Below are 20,496 nucleotides of genomic sequence, written 5' to 3'. Positions count from 1 at the left end.
CTTTTGCGCGGCAATTTGATCGATAGTCGCATGGGGCAGAACATGGTACCAGTTACGGTGCTGCAGTCACGTATCATCCGCATCGTCGGCATCGCATTCGCGACGTCGTTCATGTGCGCATCCGTACTCCGGGCGCAGGATGCCGTCAAGGTCAGGGAGGTGGTCGCCTCCGGTGGAGCGACGCCATCCGTAAGCCTTTCGAATATCATGGTCGCTACGATCGGCCAACCCATCACGCAGGTCACGACGAACGGCGCCTTGAAGATCTATCAGGGGTTCTGGGCTCCGATTCCGATCATCACGTCCGTGGACGACGATCTCTCCGGCAAATGGCTGCGCATCTCGACGTATCCGAATCCGTTCACGGAGCATACGACCATCGACGTCGGCGAACAGCTCGGCGGCGATGTCGACGTGCTCGTGTTCGACATGTCGGGCCGTATGATCCGCACGATGAAGACGAGCGTGACGACATCCGTGCCGCAACGATTCACGTGGGATGGCACCGATGCCGACGCGCGTCCGGTCGCGACGGGGACCTACATCATCCAGGTACGTGGACGCAGCATGACGACGGGTGAGCGTGTGCGCAGCTCCGGTTCGGTTCAATTGATACGATAATGAAACATACTATACGGGCGGGCTTCATCATGTCGAATTCTTCCTCCTTCAACGGAATGCGCGGGGGCATGGCAGGGCGCATCGGTATGCGCATCGTACTGCCGGCGGCTCTCGCATTGTCCTGCATGTGCGGCCCTGTGGCGAACGCCCAGATTCCCCGCATCATCAGCTATCAGGGGCTTCTGGCCGGGGCCAACGGTCTGCCTGTGCCGGACGGTACCTATACCCTGAATCTCTCCCTCTACGACGATGCTACGGCTGGAGCGCAGGTCTATACCGAAGCTCACGTCGTCACGGTCGAACGCGGTCTCTTCACCGTGCTCATCGGTACGCAGGTCGCCATGACGAACGTGGACTTCTCGCGGCCGCTCTGGCTCGAAGTCGGGATCACGGGGCAGGCTCCCTTCCGGCCGCGTACGGCTCTGGCGCAGGTGCCATATGCCATTCACGCGGAGACGTCGGAACGTACGCTGAGCGTGGCACCTGGCGCCGACGGCGTGGTATCCAGTCTCAACGATCTCGAAGGTGCCGTCGTCATCAAGGGTGGGCAAGGCATCGACGTCGAAGTGATCGGCGATACGATCCGTATCACCGGTGCCATCGTCCAGGCAGGAGTGCGAAGTGTCGCCAGCCAGGATCGTTCCATCCATGTACGGAACGGATCGGGTCCCGACGTCATCGTCGACGTAGCCGATGACGGCATCACCACGCCCAAGCTTGCGGATGGAGCGGTGACGAGCCCGAAGCTCTCGCGCACCGGTGTCGTGCAAGGCACCTACGGTTCTTCGACGGAAATTCCCGTCGTGGCCATCGATGCACAGGGCCGTGTGACGGGTGCCGTCACCATCCCCGTCAAGGTGCCCGAACTCGACGGCCCTGCGGGAGGCGATCTCACGGGCAACTATCCCGATCCTCTGATCAGGAACGGCGCGGTCACGACGCCGAAGCTTGCCGATGGTGCGGTCACGACGTCGAAGATCGGGCGCGACCAGGTGACGTCCGACCAGATGTCGAAGACTGGTGTCGCTCCCGGCGTCTATGGCGGTACGGACAGGATTCCCGTCTTCGAAGTCGATTCGGCCGGCCGTATCCTCGGCGTCAACAACTATCTGCTTACCGGTATGCGTCCTGTGGGGCCAGCCGGTGGTGATCTGACGGGCACCTATCCCAACCCCTCCATCGCTGCGAATGCAGTCACGACGCCGAAGGTTCTCGACGGTGCGATCGCTACGTCGAAGCTTGCCGACGGTTCCGTCACGACACCGAAGATCGGCGATGCCTCCATCACGACGCCCAAGCTCGTCGATGGATCCGTGACGTCGCCGAAACTCGCGAACACGGGTGTCACGACCGGGTCCTACGGATCGTCGACACAGGTCGCGACGATCACCGTCGATCCCAAGGGCCGTATCACATCGGCAGGAAACGTCACGATATCGGGTACGGTTCCCGGTGGCAATGCAGGTGGCGATCTCGCGGGTACCTATCCCGATCCTCTCATCAGGAACGGCGCGGTGGTGACGTCGCGTCTTGCCGACAGTGCCGTGACCACTCCGAAACTCGCCGATGGATCCGTGACGTCGTCGAAGCTCGCGAATACGACCGTCACAACCGGTTCCTACGGTTCGCCGACCATGATTCCGACGTTCACGGTGGATCCGCAAGGACGCCTGACGGCGGCAGGATCGGTCGGAATCTCGGGTCCGGATCTTACCGACCTCAATGCCGGTGCCGTATCCAGTGGTATCCTGCCCATCGTTCATGGCGGTACGGGAACGGGCACGAAGCCGATGCCGGGCAGTCTGCTGATCGGCAAGACCGACAGTTCCTATCAGGTCGCGACGCTGACGGCTGGCGAAGGCGTCACCATCACCAACGGTGACGGAACCATCACCATCACGGCACCTGGGCTTCGCCACGGTACCACGCAAGGATCGACGATCTTCTGGGACGTCGAAACCGCACAGTGGACAGAGAACCTCAAGCTGCGTTCCGATGCCCAGGGCAACACGACCGTCGACGGTTCGACGATGCTCGGAGATGGCGATGCGGATGACGTAAGGATCGACGTCTCCGGTGAAGAGGGCAATGGCAGTCTCAGCATCAGGGGACTCGGGCACCACGGCGGTACCTACAGTGATATTCTCCTGATCGACAGTGAGTCGAATGTGGTCAGCCGTCGCCGGATCGGTGAACTCAACTGGCTGCTCGGCGGCAACTACCTCATGGAGCCGACCACCATCGGTTCCGTCAATCCGCAGGCCGTCGGCATCAAGACCAACGATACGACGCGTCTCGAATTCGGTCCGAACGGCGAGATGGTCCAGATGAACGGATCACAGGTCCGCTTTTCCGGCAACGTCGATGCGGGTAGTGGCGTGGACGTCGAAGGACTGTTCACCGTCACGTCCCCTGCAGGTCTGAACGTCGCCGAGGACGGCAGGCTCTCCAATCCGGAACATGCGGTACAGATCGACGATCATCTCGAAATTCTCGCCGACGTCGAATCGACGCGCGGCCTGAAGCTCTTTACCGTCGGCAACGAACGGTCCACGACCTTCAAGGCGGCATCCGAACAGGCGGACGACATCACGTATCGGTTGCCGTCCACGACGTCGCCGACGGAATCGCGCAAGGGCGGCATCCTGCAGCTCGATACGGAAACCAACGAACTCTCGTGGCTGAATGCCTCGCTCCTGGTAGCAACGGCGGATCAGGGCATCGTCTATAACTCGTCGAACGCGACGTTCGAACTCGGCGGCATCACACCCGACATGAATCCGATCACGCGCGATCACTATGTGACCATCAACGACAGGAACGATACGACGACGACCTTGACGTTCGGTGGTACCGGCGCCCTGACCATGAACGTCGAGGACATGGTAAAGATCGATAGTAAATCCCTGGACGTCGATGCGGAGTGTGCGACGTTCGACGGTGAGACGTGGTCGGGTCAGTTCACGTCGAGCTTCGACGTCAACACGAACTCGCCGATCGGCTGCGGTTGCGACGAAGAACCCGTCGGCTATGCCAACGGTTCGTTCCGCATGCTCCCGTACGGAATGTTCCTCAACTACGAAAGCAATGCCTACGGCTATCGCAGTGCGTCCATCGACATGGACGACTACGAACTGGAGCTGAGCTTCCGCGACGATTCCGAGCAGAACGGTCCCCAGAGCGTATCCGACTACTCCCGTCTGACTCTCGGCGGCGCAGGACGTGAAGGCGCATCCGTCTACCTGACGACGAAGGGCACGATGGAACTGTTCGCCGAGAACTACCTCTACGTCGGTGGTGTCAGTGGCACCTACTTCACCTCTCCCTGGATGGAACTGGGCAGGGATGTCACGACGCGCATCGTTCCTACGGGTTCATGGCAACTCTCGCTCCCGCCCGATGCGGGGAACAGCGGCGATGTACTCGTGACCGATGGTGCGGGTGTCACGACGTGGAAGAAGCCCGATGCCGCCGTCGGTATCGCACGCGGCTTCCAGGCCGGCGCCGGAAACGTCGTGGAATACACGGTTGCCATTCCGGGTGCCTACGACCTGGAGGACGGGGATGTCATCATCATCACCCCGCGTTCCGGTGCACCGATGCAGTTCGCCATCTCGGCCGTCAATGCCGCCGACAACGAATTCACGGTCACGCTGTCCGACGCTCCCACCGAAGGCGGTGGCTTCTACTGGATGGTGATGAAGACGCCCATGGCGCCGTAAACACGATGATGAAATATGAATAGCATGAAGGGGCCTGCGGGCCCCTTCGTCGTTTTGTGGATGGTCATCGCCATGTCCATCTACCACGGAACTAGGTCATCTATCCCGATCTGTCTGCCCGCAAGGTTCGCGTATGACATTGGTGAGTGACAGGACAATGTGCGTCCACGACGTGTGTGGTTCCATCCAGGCCCATTGAAAGGGAATAGGGGCATGGGTGATCCGATCGTCGATATAGTGGCCTGCACCTCGCCGGCAGAGGGATATGGTGATATGCTGACGAACACCATTCGAGCGGAGCTCGAAAAGGAAATCATGAGTCACCCGGAATCCGGGTGTGGAAGAGGATCGCAGGAATCCCCGGAGGGACGATATCAGCAGGATCGGGTTTGGTGGGAAACCCAAATACCGTATCTTTGTGGTTCTCCGCCACCCTCCCGGATTGTACCCCAGGGGTGGATTGTTCAACCCAATGTTGCACCGGATATCATCCGGTAGCGAGGTACACATGAAATACAATGGCCCCAAGGTAAAGCTGTCGCGCAAGCTCGGCTTCGCCATGACGCCGAAGGCTCGCAAGTACATGGACCGCAAGCCTAACGCGCCCGGTCAACATGGCGCTTCGAAGAAGCGCGCCAAACTTTCCGACTACGCGAAGCAGCTCATCGAGAAGCAGCGTCTGCGTCTTCAGTACAACGTGCACGAACGTCAGATGACGAATTACATGGCGAAGGCATCCCGCCTCGTCGGTAATACCGGTGATCTGCTCGTCCAACTGCTCGAATCGCGTCTGGACTCGCTCGTCTTCCGTTCGGGCTTCGCCCGCTCGATGTACGCCGCACGCCAGTATGTCCGCCACGGCCACGTTCTGGTCAATGGCAAGAAGGTCGACATGCCGGCCTATGCCGTACAGCCCAATGACGTCATCTCCGTGAAGGAAAAGAGCCGCAAGCTCGAATGCTTCCAGGAAGCCATCCGCTCGTCCGGCGCACCTCCTTATCTGGACGTGTCGAAGGCCGACTTCTCCGCGAAGTTCCTCTATCAACCGCCGCGGGAAGAAGTCCCTGTCGTCTGCGAAGTACCCCTCGTCATCGAGTACTACTCGCGGTAATCCGACACTCGACCGAAGCGCAAAAAAACTCCGTTTACGAAGCAAGCCCCGGCAATACCAGCCGGGGCTTTTTCGTTACTTTTGCGGGTTATCTCTCATTTGCGTTTCGAGGTCATGCAGAACAACAACAAGGCCCTCCATACCGCCCTTGGCGTCCTGGCCCTCGTCATCTCGTTCGTTACATACTTGATGACGGTGCAGCCCACGGTTCCCTTCTGGGACTGCGGTGAATTCACGGCCGCAGCCGTTGGACAACAGGTCCCGCACCCGCCCGGTGCTCCCTTGTTCCTCATGCTGGGCAAGCTCTTCCACCTCCTGCCCTTCGGCGATCCGGGATGGAGAGTGAACCTGGTCTCGGTCGTAGCCAGTGCCGTAACGATTCTGCTGCTCTACCTCATCACCGTCAAGGTGATACGCAATTTCTTCGATGGCGACCTCAACGAGTTCGGCAACGCACTGCTCGTCTACGGGTCGGGCTTCATCGCCGCCCTCACCTTCGCCTTCTCCGATACGTTCTGGTTCAATGCCGTCGAGTCCGAAGTCTATGCCGCATCGCAGGTCTTCGTGGCCCTCATCGTATGGTTGATGATGGTATGGACGGAGAAGGCCGATGAGCCGGGGCACGAGAAGTACCTGCTTCTCATCGCCTATATCATCGGTCTGTCCATCGGCGTCCACCTGCTGTCCATCCTCACGATCTTCTCCCTCGTCCTGCTCATCTATCTCCGCAAGTACAAGTTCGGCGTGGGAACGTTCATCCTGACGCTGCTCATCGGGCTTGCGACGTTCTTCGTCGTCTACAACCTGATCATCATGAAGCTGCCGGCCCTGTTCGCAGGGAACCTGCCCTTCAAGACGGATGCCGACGAATGGATGGTCGAAGACAGCATGTTCTTCACCCTGCTGGGCATCGGTGTCCTGATCCTCGCAGGCTACGGCGTATACTACGGCCGCAAGACGCAACATCATGTTCTCGGACTGCTCTGTTCGTCCTTCCTCCTGATCGTTCTCGGCTATTCGTCGTATACGCACATCATGATCCGTGCGAATTCGAATCCTCCGATGAACGAGAACAAGCCGGAGAACTTCGACAAGCTCGTATCCTACCTTGGCCGTGAACAGTACGGCAAGGCTCCCAGCTGGCCGCGGCGGTATCAGACCGAACAGCGCTTCGTGGAACGCTATCAGAAGTTCGGCAAGTGGACGCGTCCGCCGTACAAGGTGCTGACCAAGAAGGACGGTACGCAATTCCAGGAGCCCGATTACGGTGCATGGAAGACCGATACCGGTGCCGAGTTGGCCTATCTGTGGGGCTATCAGGTGAAGCACATGTATCTGCGCTACTTCGCCTGGAACTTCATCGGTCGCATCAGCGACGTGCAGGATTCTCCCTCGTACAGCCCCGTCACGTCGAAGACCGACGTCGAACAGTGGAATCACAAGAATGGCTATGCCAGCCATTTCCCGGTCAACTTCTGGGCCCTGCCCTTCCTTCTCGGCTGCGTCGGGCTGGTCTTCCAGTTCATGCGCGACAAGAAGATGGCCTGGGTCTATCTCGTTCTCTTCCTGATGACCGGCGTTCTCGCCGCCATCCAGCAGAACCAGCAGGATCCCCAGCCTCGCGAGCGAGACTACTTCTACGTAGGCTCCTTCATGATCTGGGCGATGTGGGTCGGTCTCGGATCGTTCGCCATCCTCGAACGCCTCCGCAAGAACGCTCCGGCGGTGGGTGGCGTCCTCGCCGCTCTCGTTCTCGTCGTCCCCGTCAACATGGCCTATCAGGGATGGTTCATCCATAGTCGTGCGGGTAACTACCTGGCCTTCGACTATGCGTACAACATCCTGCAGTCGCTCGAGAAGGACGCCATCGTCTTCACGAACGGCGATAACGATACGTTCCCGGTATGGTATCTGCAGGACGTGGCCGGTGTCCGACGCGACGTTCGCGTCGTGAACCTGTCGCTCGGCCAGACGCAATGGTACATCGAGCAGCTCAAGAACCAGGAGCCGTACGGAGCCAAGCGCCTGCCGCTTTCCTTCAGCGATGAATCGCTCACGGTGAAGGAGAACGATCCGAAGGCCCTTACCTATGACTTCGCCCCCGCTCGCGTCGTCAGCATCGACATCGACCCTGCCGTGATGGCGAAGTTCACGTCCGATTCCGCACTGTTGCGCAATCCCGTCATGACGTGGACGTACAAGGGACGGATGATGCGCCAGGACGAACGCGGCAATCCGATGTATCTGTTCGGAGTGCAGCACAAGCTCGTCTTCGATATCATCAACCAGACGAAGATGAAGCGCCCGATCTACTTCAGCACGTCGGTAGGCGATCCGTCGTGGGCCGACGAATACATCGGTCTCGACAACTACCTTCGTCTCGAAGGTATGGCCTATCGCGTCTGCCCTTCGCCACAGACATCGGCGATCGGGGAAGGCGTCAACGACGAAGTCATGACGGCGTGTCTGGTGAAGACTCGTGACGGTGACGACTTCTCGACGGAACCGGCCTACGGTCTGAAGTTCCGTAACCTGAATACACCGACGGTCTACTACGACGACGTACACCGCGGCTATCTCAGCAACTATCGTAACATCTTCTATCGTTACGCCACGTGGCTTCTGTACGAGAAGAAGGACTCCGCTCGTGCGGTCGCGATGATCCGTCGTATGAACGAGCTCATCTCGCCCGAACTCTTCAGCATGCCGATCTCCCTCGAATACAACATGATGAAGATGCTGGAATCCGCCGGAGCGCAGAAGGATGCGGAAGAGACGGCAGCGCGACTCCTGAAGACGTGCGAAGTCCTCATCAAGAAGCCTGCGCTGCGTGCATGGGAACCGCAGATGAACAACAACATCGTGCCCGAACGCATGGCTGGTGAAGTATCCGCCGTTCTCGGCCGCTACGACGACGCTGCGAATTACTATCGTCAGTTCGCCCGCGGAAGCACACAGGATCCGCTGCTCAACTTCATGATCGACGAACTGCAGATCCAGAAGCTCGAACGTGCGAAGGATTACGAAGGTGCCCTGAGAGCCGCACAGGCGCTCGAATCCAGGTATCCCGTCAATGCCCCCGACCAGCGCATGCAGCAGGCCGCTATGGAACTGCAACGCAGGATCATGCAACTGCAGGTCCGTCTGGGCAGGGCACCGCAGATGATCACCGCCGTGCAGTAACGACGTGGGCACCGACCTGTCCCTGATACCGATGACGTTGACGATCGTGATCGCCACTGCGGCGGTCACGATCGTCGCGTTTAGGAATGAAGCCATCTATCGTGCCCTCATGCTCGACGTCGACGACGTCCTGCATGGAGGACAGTTCTGGCGCATGCTGACGTCCGGTCTCGTTCACGCGGACTGGATGCACCTCTTCGCCAATATGGTTTCGCTCTTCGCCTTCGGCTCGTGGATGGAACACGTCATCGAGCCCTGGCGCTTTCTCATGCTCTACGTGCTGGGCATCCTGATCGGCTCCTTCACCGGCGTCATCAAGCATCGCCATGACGCATCGTACAGAGCCGTCGGAGCGTCCGGCGGGGTCTGCGCCGTCGTCGGCGGCGCGACGGTCCTGTATCCCGACCTTCCGATGATCATCTTCCCGCTGCCGATTCCGATCTCGTCGTGGATCGTCGGCGTTCTCTTCATCGTCTATTCGATCGCAGGCATGCGCGGACGTTGGGACAACGTCGGCCATGACGCCCATCTGGGCGGAACGCTCGTCGGTATGGGATTGATCGCCGCCTTCTATCCTGCGCTCGCCCTGCAGCACTGGCCATACATCGCTGCGATCGCAGTGGCGGGTGGTATCGCCTATATGTGGATGCAACGCCGTCCATCCTGATCGCCATGGCACATCCATTCCTGGAACTGCTGACCGAAGGACGCGGGCGACGACAGACCCCTCGCGAGCCCTGGCGACGCAATCTCCTGGTCCTGTGGTTCGCCCAGTTCATCGCCATGGTGGGAATGAGTGCCTGCATTCCGTTCCTGCCGCTCTTCATTCACGAACTCGGTGTCGCCGACAAGGACGCGAATCTCTGGAGCGGTCTCATCACCGCCGCACCCTTCATCATGTCCTCCATGCTCACCCCGGTCTGGGGAGCGATGGGGGACAAATACGGGCAGAAGAGCATGGTCGTGCGGGCGATCTTCGGTCTCGGCATCACCATGACGTTGATGGGATTCTCGACGAACGTATGGATGCTCTTCGTTCTCCGCGTCATACAGGGTGCGGCGAGCGGCTTCGTCGCATCGAACAATTCCTTCGTCAGCGCCCAGTCGCCGCCCGAACGGGTCGGCTATTCGCTGGCCACGCTGCAGACATCCATCGCAGCAGGCAACATCATCGGTCCACTCGTGGGTGGAACCATTTCCGATGCCTTCGGTATGAGGACGGTCTTCTGGTTCGTCGGCGTGATGTGTGCCGTGAGTCTCTTCATCGTCGTGCGCCGTGTACATGAGGATCGTACCGTCCGGGCTCCGCGTCCGGGACGCGTTCTCGGCAACATCAGTCTTGCCGTGAGGAACCCGTCATTGCGGACGCTTCTCGTCATCATGCTCATCTCGCAGACGGCCATCGTCCTGCCATCGCCGATCTTCCCGTACTACATCGCCGAACTTGGCGCGCCACGTGCCATCCTCAGTACGCTGGCAGGTGCCATCGTTTCGATGGTCGGTCTGTGCAGTATCGTCAGTGCGCAATGGTGGGGCGTACGGAGCGATACGATGGGTTTCCGGAGTACCATGATGATCGCCGGAAGCATCGTCGGGGCGGGGATGTTCGCCCAGGCCTTCGTTCCTTCGTATCAATGGCTCTTTCCCGTTCGCGTCGTCATCGGTCTCGCAGTCGGCGCCATCCTGCCGCTGTTGTACGGAGAGCTGACGCGGAGGTCGCCGCAGGGGCGTCGAGGCGGCATCATGGGGCTGGCCAGCAGTGCGACGCTGATGGGGAATCTGATCGGACCACTCGTGTGCAGTGCGATCACGATGGCCCTGCCCTTGAAGTGGACGTTCGTCGTGAGCGCCGTCGTCATGGCATCGTCCCTCATGCTCGTACGCGGCCTTCCCGAGCCCCGGGCGGAAGAGGAAGGATCGCCGTGATCGGAAAACAAAATGCTTCGTCAGGTGTCATGCCCGTATGATCCGTTTGCTTTCCTCGATATCCATCCTGTTGCTGGTGATGTTCGGTCAGTTGCGTGGTGCGGATGCCACGATCAACGGCGTCGTACGCGAACGTGGGTCCGCCGAGGTCGTCATAGGAGCTACCATAGCGCTGCATCGCGACAGTCTCCGTGCGGACAGACGGCCGGAACGCGGTACGTATTCGAACAGATACGGCTACTATGCCCTGAAGGGACTCCGCGAAGGCAGATATACCATCGTCGTGACGGCCGTCGGATACAGTCCGTGGATGAAGGCCATCACCATCGGCGACACGACGACGTCGCTGACGATCGACGTGGAGATGTCGTCGGCCGATGTCGCAGGTCGCGAGATCGTCGTCAATGCCGAGCGGGAAGGGTCGGCACTCGAACGCATCGGAACGATATCCGTCTCACCCGAGTTCATCTCGAACATGCCGTCGTTCGGTGGTGAAGTCGACGTCTTCAGGGCCCTGCAGCTTCTTCCCGGTGTCAAGGCGTCTACGGAGCTGTCCAGCGGACTCTATGTACGTGGGGGATCGCCCGACCAGAACCTTATTCTTCTCGATGGTGTCGTCGTTTACAATCCATCGCACCTCGGTGGCTTCCTCAGCTCGTTCCATGCGGATGCCTTGCGTGATATCAAGCTGATCAAGGGTGCGTTTCCGGCGGAGTACGGAGGACGTCTGTCGAGCGTTCTCGACCTCACGATGAAGGAGGGCAATGCCGAGCGCATCAAGGGATCGGCGCACATCAGCATGATCGCCGCAGGAGCGACCGTGGACGGCCCGATCACGGAAGACGTGACCTTCATGATATCGGGACGCAGGTTCTATGCCGATATCTTCGCACCGTTGTTCGTCACCGACACGCTTCCCGCACCATCGTACTACTTCTACGACCTGAACGCCAAGCTCAACTGGAAGATCAACGAGCGGGACCGGATCTATGCCAGCGCCTACTTCGGTCGTGACGTCCTGGCGGCTTCGCCCGACAAGGGAGACGAGATCAAGGTCGACTGGGGTAACGCTACGGCCAATCTGAGATGGACGCATCTCATTTCGCCGGGACTGTTCGCGTCATCGTCGTTCATCTACACGGACTACGTCTTCGGTACGGGCCTGATCGATACCCGGCGCTCCACCGGCATTACCTACAACTTCAATACCGATTCCCGCATACGGGACATCATGCTCCGGACCGAGCTTCAATGGACGGCAGAGGCGGATCACCTCGTCAAGGCAGGCGTCGAGGCGACGCATCACAGGTTCATCGCCAATGCCTACACGGATCGTGTGCAGAATCTCGAACGTATCGGCCGTACCGGGACGATCGAGGCTCTGGATGCAGCGGCATTCATCCAGGACGAATGGACGATCACCGACGCACTGTCGGCCAACGTCGGCGCCCGACTGTACTGGTTCCAGACCGGGAACTATCTGCGCCTCGAACCGCGTGTCTCGCTGGCATGGACCGTCTCTCCGACGACGACGCTCACGGCATCGGCAGCGATGGCCCATCAGTTCCTCCATCTCATCATCCGCAACGACATCGCCCTGCCGACCGATCTCTGGTTCCCGTCCACACCGTCGATCCTCCCGGGAAGAAGTATCCAGGCCATTCTCGGTCTCCAGCAGCAACTGTTCGACGGCGATGTACTCTTCACGGCGGAAGGCTACATCAAGGACATGCAGAATCTCTACGAGTACAAGGAGAATGCGCAGTTCACGCTCGGTCTACCTCTCGAATCGCAGTTCACGCGTGGTAAGGGCATCGCCTACGGTGTGGAGATGTTCCTCAACAAGCGTGCAGGCAAGTTCACGGGATGGATCGGCTATACGCTCGCATGGACGACGCGCACGTTCGCCGAACTCAATGGCGGGCGGCCATTCTATCCGCGATACGATCGCCGCCATGACGTCTCCGTCGTCGGCAACTACAAGCTGAACGACACATGGAGCTTCGGCGCTACGTGGACGTACGGTACCGGACAGGCCTATACCGTACCCGTCGCGTGGTATCCGACGACGTATGGGCGGAGCGATGTCGGCCAGTTATACACGGAACGCAACGGCTATCGCATCGCACCGTTCCACAAGCTCGATCTTCAGGCCACCTATTCGTACGAATGGTTCGGACTGCCGTTCCAGTTGTCGCTCAACATCTACAACGTCTACAACAGGCGTAATCCCTTCGCGCTCTATGCCGATGAAGTCTACAATCCGTCGAAGGGTGAGTTCGAGAACGTGATCAAGCAATTGACGCTGTTTCCCATCATCCCTACGCTGGGGCTGCGATGCACATTCTGAGACAGATCATATCGCTCGCGAGGAACGGAATCCGTCGTATCCCGAACGGATCACTTGACGCCGCGGCACGTGTCATGTCCATGTCGACGGAGATCCGGGCGCTGGCCTTGATAGCAGCATTGTTCATCGTTCCCTGGCTGACGGGTTGCGAACAGGTCATCACCATCGACATACCGTATCGTGAGCAGCTCGTCATCAATACCTTCATCGGACAGGACGATACGACGCGTATCCAGATCCAGCGTACCCTTCCTACCGGCGTACAGCCGACGTTCGATAATTCCATCGTATTCGGGGGCCGCATAACGCTTTCATGGAATGGACAGACGGTCACTCTGACCGAGGACAGAACGACTGGCTTCCACATGCTCGAGTCCGTGTCCCTTCCGGATCACGTTCCGATCTCGATCGACGTCCAGGCCGGTTCCATGCGTGCGTCGTCCGTGACGACCATTCCGTCGCCCGTCGATCTCGTCTCCGTCGAAGCCGTCGATACCACGTTTGGGAGCATGCGTGGCAAGCGGATCGTGGCACGTCTGCGTCTCCAGCCGTCGACGGTCGCGTGGATGACGACGAAGAGCACGGCCCGGTACATCGAGCCGGTGCCTACCACGCCGTTCCTCGTCGACGACAACGACCTTGCCGATACCACGGGGCAGCAGCCCGGCGGTATCGTCGAGCTCCGATCCCGGTCCATCTATACCAACGTCAGCATATCCGGACCCGATTCCCTCGATGTATCGATCTGGGTCGCCGAGCGTCCCTTCCTCGACTTCGTGGAGAGCAAGGAAGAGGGGTTCAATCCTTTCGGATTCAGCGGCCGCAATCCGAAGTTCAACGTCACGGGCGATGCCATCGGTGCCTTTTTCGGCGCCCGCAAGGTCACGAAGCGGATCAGGATCAAGGACTAGAGCCGTTTCCGCCGTATCCGGATGGGCCTCACGCTCCCGACGATGAGCGCGTCGATAGCCGGATGTCAGGCAGAATATCTGCTGCGACGAACCATCTTTTACGAAGTGAATCACGGCGCTTTTCGTATTTTTGTCATCCGATTCTCGAATCGGAAAGGTAACGGCGTGTAGCGCAGCCCGGTAGCGCACCACTTTGGGGTAGTGGGGGTCGTGGGTTCAAATCCCGCCACGCCGACGGACGATGAGCCGTGTCAGCTTAGGTTGGCACGGCTTTGTCGTTAATGAGGCGGTTCTCTTCGTCGGAATGCAGGAGCTGTGCGCTTCGTTTTATCTCTATCTTTACGATCCGTTCGTGCCGTATCCGTTGAATCACGATACGTCGACCGATAGGAGTCGCCGAGCGCGAGTCGTATTTAGCGAAACAGTATCACCTTTGAGTCGGTAGTCTTCACCTGATCGAATTTCCGTTCCTATCATTCAATGCAGGAGATGTATCCATGCTCACCGAACCCACCATCGTCGAGACGTCGGCCCAGGCATCGGCCGTCATCCGTCTTACCATTCCGCGTTCGGAGATCCAGAACTCGATGGGGCCCGCCTTCCAGGAACTGATGGGTACGATCGCCGCCCAGGGAATCGCGCCCACGGGTGCTGCTTATTCCCATCATTTCCGGTTCGATCCCGACGTCTTCGATTTCGAGGTCGGTGTCCCGGTATCGGCTCCGGTGCAGGCTTCAGGACGTGTCGTACCCGGTGAACTTCCGGCGGCAACGGTAGCGCGTACGTACTATCAAGGACCCTACGAAGGTCTTGGGCCGGCCTGGGGCGAGTTCGGCGAATGGCTCGCGTCGCATGGATACGACACGCAGCAGAGTCTGTGGGAGTCCTACGTCGAAGGTCCGGGAACGCAGCCGGATCCGACGAAATGGCGTACGGAGCTGAACAGACCGCTGAACAAGTGATCGATTCCCGTCGAAGAATACCGCGCCTCTCCACTACCGGAGGGGCGCCGTCGTTTCGGGCATCGGGGATCGTGCTATCGACCCGACGGGAACGTCGTAATATTGCGTCCGGAATCTTCGATCATCCTCATACTGGAGTTGTCATGCCTTCCGTCGTCGAAGCCGTACGCGATGAGTATCTCCGCTACAAGCATCTTGGTGAAGGTGCGATCAGGCAATTGCAGGACGATCAGTTGAGTGCGACGACGGCGGCCAACGACAATTCGGTCGCCACCATCGTCTGGCATATCGGCGGCAACCTGCGATCACGCTTCACGGATTTTCTTACGACGGACGGCGAGAAGCCCTGGCGCGATCGCGACAGCGAATTCCTTCAGCGTACGACGACGCAAGGTGAATTGCTGGATGTATGGAACGAGGGATGGAGTGTTCTCCTGGATGCGCTCGATGGATTGACCGACGAGGATCTCTTCCGTAACGTCGTCATTCGCGGGCAGCAGTTATCCGTCATCGAAGCATTGCAGCGATCGGTCGCCCATGTGGCCTATCATGTAGGCCAGATCGTCTTTCTCGCGAAAGGGCTCCGTGGTGCGGAATGGACGTATCTCAGCATTCCCCCGGGACAGTCGAAGAGCTACAACCAGAATCCGACGCTGGAACGTCCACCATCGAAACGATAAGCTGCGTCGTATGGAACGACGCACAAACATAACGGTGTTCATCACTCACGATGGATAGTATCACGATCCGACATCGATGATCGACGGATGATGGGGCAACCGTCGATCATCGATATTGGTGACGGGATCAGTGGCAGCAGTCGGGGCCGACGCGATAGTCGCAGTCGATCGAGACGCAACCGGTTCCGGGAGGACATGTGGCGCCATCATCGCAGGAACCGAGTAACGTCGTCGTACATTGGCCCGGAACGGGGAAGTTGGGCTGATACCTGATCAGATGCGAGCAGCATGGAGAGCCGGCGCACGTAGTCCAGCAATCGGTGACGGGATTCTGCGACCAGCACCTTCCATAGCTGACGAGCCATATGTAGTCCGGTCCGATCGTGCATCCAGGAAGCTGCGCACCGCTGCTGCAGCATATGCCGATGCCCGTGATCGTGGCCTGCACGAGCGCCTGGATGTTCGTAGTGGACCAACTGATGGGACAGATACTCTTGATGACCGTTCGGGCATTGATCGGTTGAGTCGCACAGGGATGAGGATATGCAACGGCAGGGCAGAAGCCTTCCGTGCATACGGTAACGTGAACGAGCCGTATCTCGTTCTCGAAGCAGATCAGGACCTGCAGGAGTTGTTCAGGAGCCGAGCATTCGCACGACTGCTGCGCGTTGATACGCGTAGTCGTCGTGAACGTGCATGCGATAGCGAGCATCAGAACGATCAATGCACGCATATGTGCAGGAACGTGTGACATCGGAAACCTCATGGATACTATGACGGGAATGGTAGTCGAAACGGATAGGAATGTGCATCAGAAGCAGCAGATAGGTCCACCCGGCAGCGTACATATCTGCGTCTCGCACCCCGGTGAGGAGCATGTGCCGGGATCGGTGCAGCCGCCAAGAATGGTGGTCAGGCATTCGCCGGCCGTCGGAACACCGGGTTGATAGCGGACGAAGAACGAGCAGCATGGCCCCAAGGTGGTGCATTCTGCCCAACAGTTGGTGACGGGATCCATCGTCCAGCACTTGTTGGAACTCACGAGCAGTACGTAGTCGGTGTTCAGCGTACAAGCAGGGAGATAAGTGTTGCCGGAACAGCATGCGCCGAGTCCCGCGATGGTCGAGATCAGAAGAGTGTTGATGTTCGTTGCCGTCCAACCTACCGGGCATATCTTCTTGATGATGACGCGCGCGTTGACGGGCTGCCCACCACAGGGACTCGGATACGGCTGGGCCGGGCAGTAGCTGTCGATGCAGAACGTGAGATCGATCGCACGTGTCTGACCTTCGGTGCAGATGGAGATGCGTTGCACCACGTCCGGTCCGAAGCACATACAGGGCTGTGCGGTAGAACGTTGTGCGGCGACTCCGAGGAATACGAGAACTATGGACACGCCTGTCAACAGGCGTGCAAGAAAAGGTCTTCGTGACATCGGAAACCTCAGTACATGATATATGGAAGCACTACATACCGGACCCCATTCCGGTGTACAAGAATATCAAGATTACCACTGTTATCCTCCTCTGGAGTACCTGACCATCGGTTGCTACCGGTAGCGGAGGACTATGTCTCGTTAGTAGTTACATTGTCATTGATCGTGTAGACCGATTCCGATGGTTCTCGCAATGGATAGGATCTCACGCAATACGCTATACAAGGTTCTGTAAAGGTTCGCCGTAGATCATCGTAGGATAGATTGATTACGCAATCACTATCGATGGCGTGAATATGTTTCGATTGGGTTATGCCTGCGCCTGGGCGGAAGACAGGGTCGCGACCTGGTCTCATGTACCGTGGAACCTCTACGGTGCTTTGTGTGGGATATCGGCACTCGAGGTTGTCGACCTGCCTGCCGTCCTTTCACCCTTGACCCGGATGGTGCTTCGATACGGAACATTGCGTAGGCACCATGGGCGTTGGGTAAGCCAATGGCGTGTCGATCCAGCAACGTTCGCCATGTTCGATCTGTCATTGAGGCGTCGAATCCGAAATGCGGTGCCATGCGACGCCGTCCTGGCTATTGGTGACGTCGGTCTCGTGCATCCACATACCTTCATCTATCAGGATGCGAGCATGGCCCACATCATGGAGGAGATGGGGCCAGGTGGGGTTGCCGCTTCGCAGTTCGCTACCTATACGCGATCACGCCTCCTTCGCCGTATGCGTCAACAGGAGGGGCGTTATCGTCGAACATACGGTATTATCACGATGTCGGAATGGGATGCGATCTTCATCAGGAAGTCAGGGGTCATTCCATCAGACCGCGTCTTCGTGGTGCCACCGGCCATCAACAGTCATGTGTCATTACCTCGTACGATGCGGAGCGGGAATAACCAGGCCAGGACGTTACTGTTCGTAGGCAAGGATTTCGAGCGGAAGGGCGGGAGGCTCGTCGTGGAGGCGTTCGTCCATGCCAGGAAGAACGCCACAATACCACTTCGGTTGATCGTGGCAGGTCCGTCCACATGGCCTCTGCCTGGTCCGATTCCGGATGGGATCATTTTTGCCGGAAAGGTGTTGCCCGACGTCGTTGGGATGCTGATGAATCAGGCCGATGTGTTCATCATGCCGTCGACCTTCGAGGCCTTTGGCATTGTCTTCGTAGAGGCATTGTCGGCAGGTCTGCCTGTCATTGCGCGGAACGCGTATGCGATGCCCGAAATAATTCGAAACGGTGACAACGGCGTCCTCATCGATCATCATGACGCATACCGTCTGGCCGATACTATGATCACGGTTTGTATGGATGACGAGATGAAGAGGCGAGCTGAAGAGCAAGCGATGTCCGTCCAGAGCCATTACTCATGGAGTAACGTCGCATGTGCGATACATTCCATCATGACTACCTGCCTCGCATCCTAGCGCACTACCTGCCGTGCAGCGATCGTATGACGTATGCACGTCGAATGCTCGATGTTATCGTCGGAGTCGACGATATCGAGCCATACATCCCATGCGCCGAGCATCAGCTCTTCCCTGCATGTCACGTCGATGCTTCCCGGCCCTGTTCGTACGGCACGGACCGTGTCGTTATCCGCACGATGATCGACGAGAACGGGACCGATCCGTATCATCGTGATACGATGGCGAAGCCAGACGGAGATATAGCGTACGTCGTCCGGCAGATCGATGCATTCGAGCCGGAACGAACGTCCGTCCTGTGCGTGGGGAACGAGACCGGTGATGATCGTCATCCGTTTCGTTCGCTCGTGGCGAGGAAGCGTTTGTCGACCCAGAACGTCCCGAACGGCAGGAGGGAACCGAGGAAGACCTTCAGGAGCGTTGCTGCAGGCCACTTGCGTTCCATATGGGCATAGAACATGGCGAGGATGTAGAGGACGAAGAGCAGACCGTGAATCAGTCCGACGCCGCGCACTGCCTGCGGGCTGTCTGCGAAATACTTGAGGGGCATGGCGATGAAGAGCAGCACCAGGAAGGAGATGCCTTCGACGAAGGCAACGACACGCAGACGTCCAACGGCCGAGGAGAGGAGTGACATGATGGATTGCGGCGAATGTTGACGAAGCTAGCCTGCAAAATTACCTATCCTTATCGATCCCCATACCTTGGCGATATTGCCGTCATTCCAGTAACGGCGATCCGATATGACTGATATGGATACGATGGGATTGTCGGCCGCGAACGAGCTGTTCGCCGGTATCGACGTCGGCGGTACCGCGATCAAGTATGGTATCGTCGATGCGCATGGCCAGATCGTCCGCCAGGGCACGATTCCGACGAAGGCGGAACTCGGTGTGGAAGCAACGGTAGCATCGATCGTCGACGTGGCCCAGGCCTTGTGCTCCTCCACACCACGCGTCGCTTCGCTGGGAATAGGGGTGCCCGGTGTGGTCCATCCGGAAACCTATGTCGTGCAGAATCCACCGAACCTTCCGGGATGGGATATAGTACCCCTTCGCGATATCGTCCAGCAGGCCGTACCCGTCCCCGTCAGTATCGCAAACGACGCCAACGCGGCCGCCATAGCCGAGGCTATGGCCGGTGCGGGCAGGGAGCTCGCCGATTTCCTTTACGTAACATTGGGCACGGGCATCGGTGGCGGTGTGATCATGAACCATCGCCTGCATACAGGGCCATTCGGCGATGCCGGAGAGATAGGGCATATCATCGTCGACATCCATGAAAGGCCTACACCGGAGCAGATCGACAAGGGACTGTCGTTCCGTGCCGGAACGATGGAAGAGATGATCGGCAGGCATGGAGTGCTCGCTTCATGGACCCGACTGAGCGGTCGGACGGGTGACGATGTCGAGGATATATCGGCATTTGCGAGGAATGGGGACGAGACCGCCCTTCGTTGTCTGGGCCATGTGGGAACCGTACTCGGGACGGGTCTCGCCAGTGCCCTGGCTGTTCTGGGCATGGTTGAGGTGGTCATCGGCGGAGGCATCGCACAGGCGCATCCGATCCTGCTGGAAGCCACGCTGGAGACGATTCGTCGAAGGGCGATACCGACGATTTCAAGAAGGATTACTATCCGTCCTGCTACATTCGGAACCACATCGGGATTGGTGGGAGCAGCGATGATAGGGAAATATGGTCGTATCTTTGCAGCATGAACAAAAGCAAGCGCACACCGCCTGCTGACGTTATGGGCCTCGGATATCTATTCAATGGCGTCGCCATACGTTGGCAAAAACTCATGAATGATGCACTGACCGACCTCGAGTTGAGTACGGTGCAATTGTCCCTCATGTGGGGTATCTCGGAACTTACGTCCGCAGAACCCGAACCACTCACGCAGACACGGCTGGCATCCTTCGTCTATGCCGACGTCATGCTCACGTCGAAGACGCTGCGTTCTCTCGAAGAACGCGGCCTTGTCGATCGTCAACCTCATCCGCACGATACGCGCGCCCGTTCCCTCGTCCTCACGAAGGAAGGCGCCTCACTCCTCAAGCGTGCGCAGAAGGTTGTGGGGAAGATCGACCAGGACTTCTTCGAAGCCGTTCCTGCAAAGGATAGGCTTCGGAAGAGTCTGCTCGCCACCCTCGAACAGTAAACCG

17 protein-coding genes and 1 tRNA gene are annotated in these 20,496 nt (G+C 58.7%); 14 read left to right on the top strand and 4 right to left on the bottom strand.

The annotated features are described in order from the left end of the window. Window positions 1-30 precede the first annotated feature (30 nt). The 11 genes from BGO89_06490 to BGO89_06440 all read left to right on the top strand — a co-directional run bounded on the left by BGO89_06490 (window position 31) and on the right by BGO89_06440 (window position 15,466). Window positions 31-621 carry a hypothetical protein gene (locus BGO89_06490; GenBank protein OJX57618.1) on the top strand — a complete coding sequence of 197 codons (591 nt, stop codon included), beginning with the start codon at window positions 31-33 and terminating at the stop codon, window positions 619-621. Window positions 622-650: 29 nt separating this feature from the next. Next, window positions 651-4,343, top strand: coding sequence for a hypothetical protein (locus BGO89_06485; GenBank protein OJX57617.1), 3,693 nt, complete (start codon window positions 651-653; stop codon window positions 4,341-4,343). Between the two features lie 508 nt (window positions 4,344-4,851). Continuing rightward, window positions 4,852-5,454 (top strand): 30S ribosomal protein S4, encoded by a 603-nt coding sequence (locus tag BGO89_06480; GenBank protein OJX57616.1) that lies wholly within the window; start codon window positions 4,852-4,854, stop codon window positions 5,452-5,454. A 99-nt stretch (window positions 5,455-5,553) separates the two neighbouring features. Continuing rightward, the gene (locus BGO89_06475; protein ID OJX57615.1) at window positions 5,554-8,637 is read left to right on the top strand and encodes a hypothetical protein; all 3,084 of its coding nucleotides are present in this window, start codon (window positions 5,554-5,556) and stop codon (window positions 8,635-8,637) included. Window positions 8,638-8,641: 4 nt separating this feature from the next. Next, window positions 8,642-9,304: a hypothetical protein gene (locus tag BGO89_06470; GenBank protein OJX57614.1), complete on the top strand. Its 663-nt coding sequence runs from the start codon at window positions 8,642-8,644 to the stop codon at window positions 9,302-9,304. Further along, window positions 9,280-10,563 (top strand): hypothetical protein, encoded by a 1,284-nt coding sequence (locus BGO89_06465; GenBank protein ID OJX57613.1) that lies wholly within the window; start codon window positions 9,280-9,282, stop codon window positions 10,561-10,563. The genes BGO89_06470 and BGO89_06465 overlap by 25 nt, the downstream gene beginning before the upstream one ends. A gap of 37 nt (window positions 10,564-10,600) precedes the next feature. Further along, window positions 10,601-12,913 carry a hypothetical protein gene (locus BGO89_06460; protein OJX57612.1) on the top strand — a complete coding sequence of 771 codons (2,313 nt, stop codon included), beginning with the start codon at window positions 10,601-10,603 and terminating at the stop codon, window positions 12,911-12,913. Beyond that, the gene (locus BGO89_06455) at window positions 12,901-13,824 is read left to right on the top strand and encodes a hypothetical protein (protein OJX57611.1); all 924 of its coding nucleotides are present in this window, start codon (window positions 12,901-12,903) and stop codon (window positions 13,822-13,824) included. Before BGO89_06460 ends, BGO89_06455 begins: the two co-directional genes overlap by 13 nt. 161 nt (window positions 13,825-13,985) lie before the next feature. Beyond that, window positions 13,986-14,059: transfer RNA gene (locus tag BGO89_06450), tRNA-Pro, on the top strand. A gap of 262 nt (window positions 14,060-14,321) precedes the next feature. Beyond that, complete coding sequence (locus BGO89_06445; protein OJX57610.1) at window positions 14,322-14,786, top strand: AraC family transcriptional regulator; 465 nt, start codon at window positions 14,322-14,324, stop codon at window positions 14,784-14,786. Between the two features lie 143 nt (window positions 14,787-14,929). Beyond that, window positions 14,930-15,466, top strand: coding sequence for a hypothetical protein (locus BGO89_06440; GenBank protein ID OJX57609.1), 537 nt, complete (start codon window positions 14,930-14,932; stop codon window positions 15,464-15,466). Window positions 15,467-15,593: 127 nt separating this feature from the next. Here the strand turns inward: BGO89_06440 and BGO89_06435 are convergent, their stop codons facing one another. Together BGO89_06435 and BGO89_06430 are read right to left on the bottom strand one after the other, a co-directional pair. Continuing rightward, window positions 15,594-16,220 (bottom strand): hypothetical protein, encoded by a 627-nt coding sequence (locus tag BGO89_06435; GenBank protein ID OJX57608.1) that lies wholly within the window; start codon window positions 16,218-16,220, stop codon window positions 15,594-15,596. A 57-nt stretch (window positions 16,221-16,277) separates the two neighbouring features. After that, the gene (locus BGO89_06430; protein ID OJX57607.1) at window positions 16,278-16,802 is read right to left on the bottom strand and encodes a hypothetical protein; all 525 of its coding nucleotides are present in this window, start codon (window positions 16,800-16,802) and stop codon (window positions 16,278-16,280) included. Between the two features lie 623 nt (window positions 16,803-17,425). Between BGO89_06430 and BGO89_06425 the strand changes: the two genes are divergently transcribed. Next, the gene (locus tag BGO89_06425) at window positions 17,426-18,331 is read left to right on the top strand and encodes a hypothetical protein (GenBank protein OJX57606.1); all 906 of its coding nucleotides are present in this window, start codon (window positions 17,426-17,428) and stop codon (window positions 18,329-18,331) included. Here the strand turns inward: BGO89_06425 and BGO89_06420 are convergent. Together BGO89_06420 and BGO89_06415 are read right to left on the bottom strand one after the other, a co-directional pair. Next, on the bottom strand, window positions 18,328-18,663 hold the full coding sequence (locus BGO89_06420) for a hypothetical protein (GenBank protein OJX57605.1): 336 nt from the start codon (window positions 18,661-18,663) through the stop codon (window positions 18,328-18,330). The two genes, BGO89_06425 and BGO89_06420, sit on opposite strands and share 4 nt — an antisense overlap. Continuing rightward, window positions 18,660-18,968 carry a hypothetical protein gene (locus tag BGO89_06415; GenBank protein ID OJX57604.1) on the bottom strand — a complete coding sequence of 103 codons (309 nt, stop codon included), beginning with the start codon at window positions 18,966-18,968 and terminating at the stop codon, window positions 18,660-18,662. Before BGO89_06415 ends, BGO89_06420 begins: the two co-directional genes overlap by 4 nt. 115 nt (window positions 18,969-19,083) lie before the next feature. On the opposite strand from BGO89_06415, the gene BGO89_06410 reads away from it, so the two are divergent. Beyond that, window positions 19,084-20,049: a hypothetical protein gene (locus tag BGO89_06410; GenBank protein OJX57603.1), complete on the top strand. Its 966-nt coding sequence runs from the start codon at window positions 19,084-19,086 to the stop codon at window positions 20,047-20,049. Next, window positions 20,046-20,492 (top strand): hypothetical protein, encoded by a 447-nt coding sequence (locus BGO89_06405; GenBank protein ID OJX57602.1) that lies wholly within the window; start codon window positions 20,046-20,048, stop codon window positions 20,490-20,492. Before BGO89_06410 ends, BGO89_06405 begins: the two co-directional genes overlap by 4 nt. Window positions 20,493-20,496: the final 4 nt, after the last annotated feature.

The sequence above is a fragment of the Candidatus Kapaibacterium thiocyanatum genome, assembly GCA_001899175.1.
Taxonomy (GTDB): Bacteria; Bacteroidota; Ignavibacteria; order Kapaibacteriales; family Kapaibacteriaceae; genus Kapaibacterium; species Kapaibacterium thiocyanatum.
Note: the sequence above shows the minus strand (reverse complement) of the source record. Positions and strands in the feature narration are given on the sequence as shown.

Bases quoted from the DNA above. Each gene is read 5' to 3' on its own strand.
- BGO89_06485 (OJX57617.1), top strand. From the start codon at position 651: ATGTCGAATTCTTCCTCCTTCAACGGAATGCGCGGGGGCATGGCAGGG.
- BGO89_06445 (OJX57610.1), top strand. From the start codon at position 14,322: ATGCTCACCGAACCCACCATCGTCGAGACGTCGGCCCAGGCATCGGCC.
- BGO89_06460 (OJX57612.1), top strand. From the start codon at position 10,601: ATGATCCGTTTGCTTTCCTCGATATCCATCCTGTTGCTGGTGATGTTC.
- BGO89_06415 (OJX57604.1), bottom strand. From the start codon at position 18,968: ATGTCACTCCTCTCCTCGGCCGTTGGACGTCTGCGTGTCGTTGCCTTC.
- BGO89_06405 (OJX57602.1), top strand. From the start codon at position 20,046: ATGAACAAAAGCAAGCGCACACCGCCTGCTGACGTTATGGGCCTCGGA.
- BGO89_06430 (OJX57607.1), bottom strand. From the start codon at position 16,802: ATGTGCTTCGGACCGGACGTGGTGCAACGCATCTCCATCTGCACCGAA.
- BGO89_06435 (OJX57608.1), bottom strand. From the start codon at position 16,220: ATGTCACACGTTCCTGCACATATGCGTGCATTGATCGTTCTGATGCTC.
- BGO89_06420 (OJX57605.1), bottom strand. From the start codon at position 18,663: ATGACGATCATCACCGGTCTCGTTCCCCACGCACAGGACGGACGTTCG.
- BGO89_06425 (OJX57606.1), top strand. From the start codon at position 17,426: ATGTTCGATCTGTCATTGAGGCGTCGAATCCGAAATGCGGTGCCATGC.
- BGO89_06455 (OJX57611.1), top strand. From the start codon at position 12,901: ATGCACATTCTGAGACAGATCATATCGCTCGCGAGGAACGGAATCCGT.
- BGO89_06480 (OJX57616.1), top strand. From the start codon at position 4,852: ATGAAATACAATGGCCCCAAGGTAAAGCTGTCGCGCAAGCTCGGCTTC.
- BGO89_06490 (OJX57618.1), top strand. From the start codon at position 31: ATGGGGCAGAACATGGTACCAGTTACGGTGCTGCAGTCACGTATCATC.
- BGO89_06410 (OJX57603.1), top strand. From the start codon at position 19,084: ATGGATACGATGGGATTGTCGGCCGCGAACGAGCTGTTCGCCGGTATC.
- BGO89_06440 (OJX57609.1), top strand. From the start codon at position 14,930: ATGCCTTCCGTCGTCGAAGCCGTACGCGATGAGTATCTCCGCTACAAG.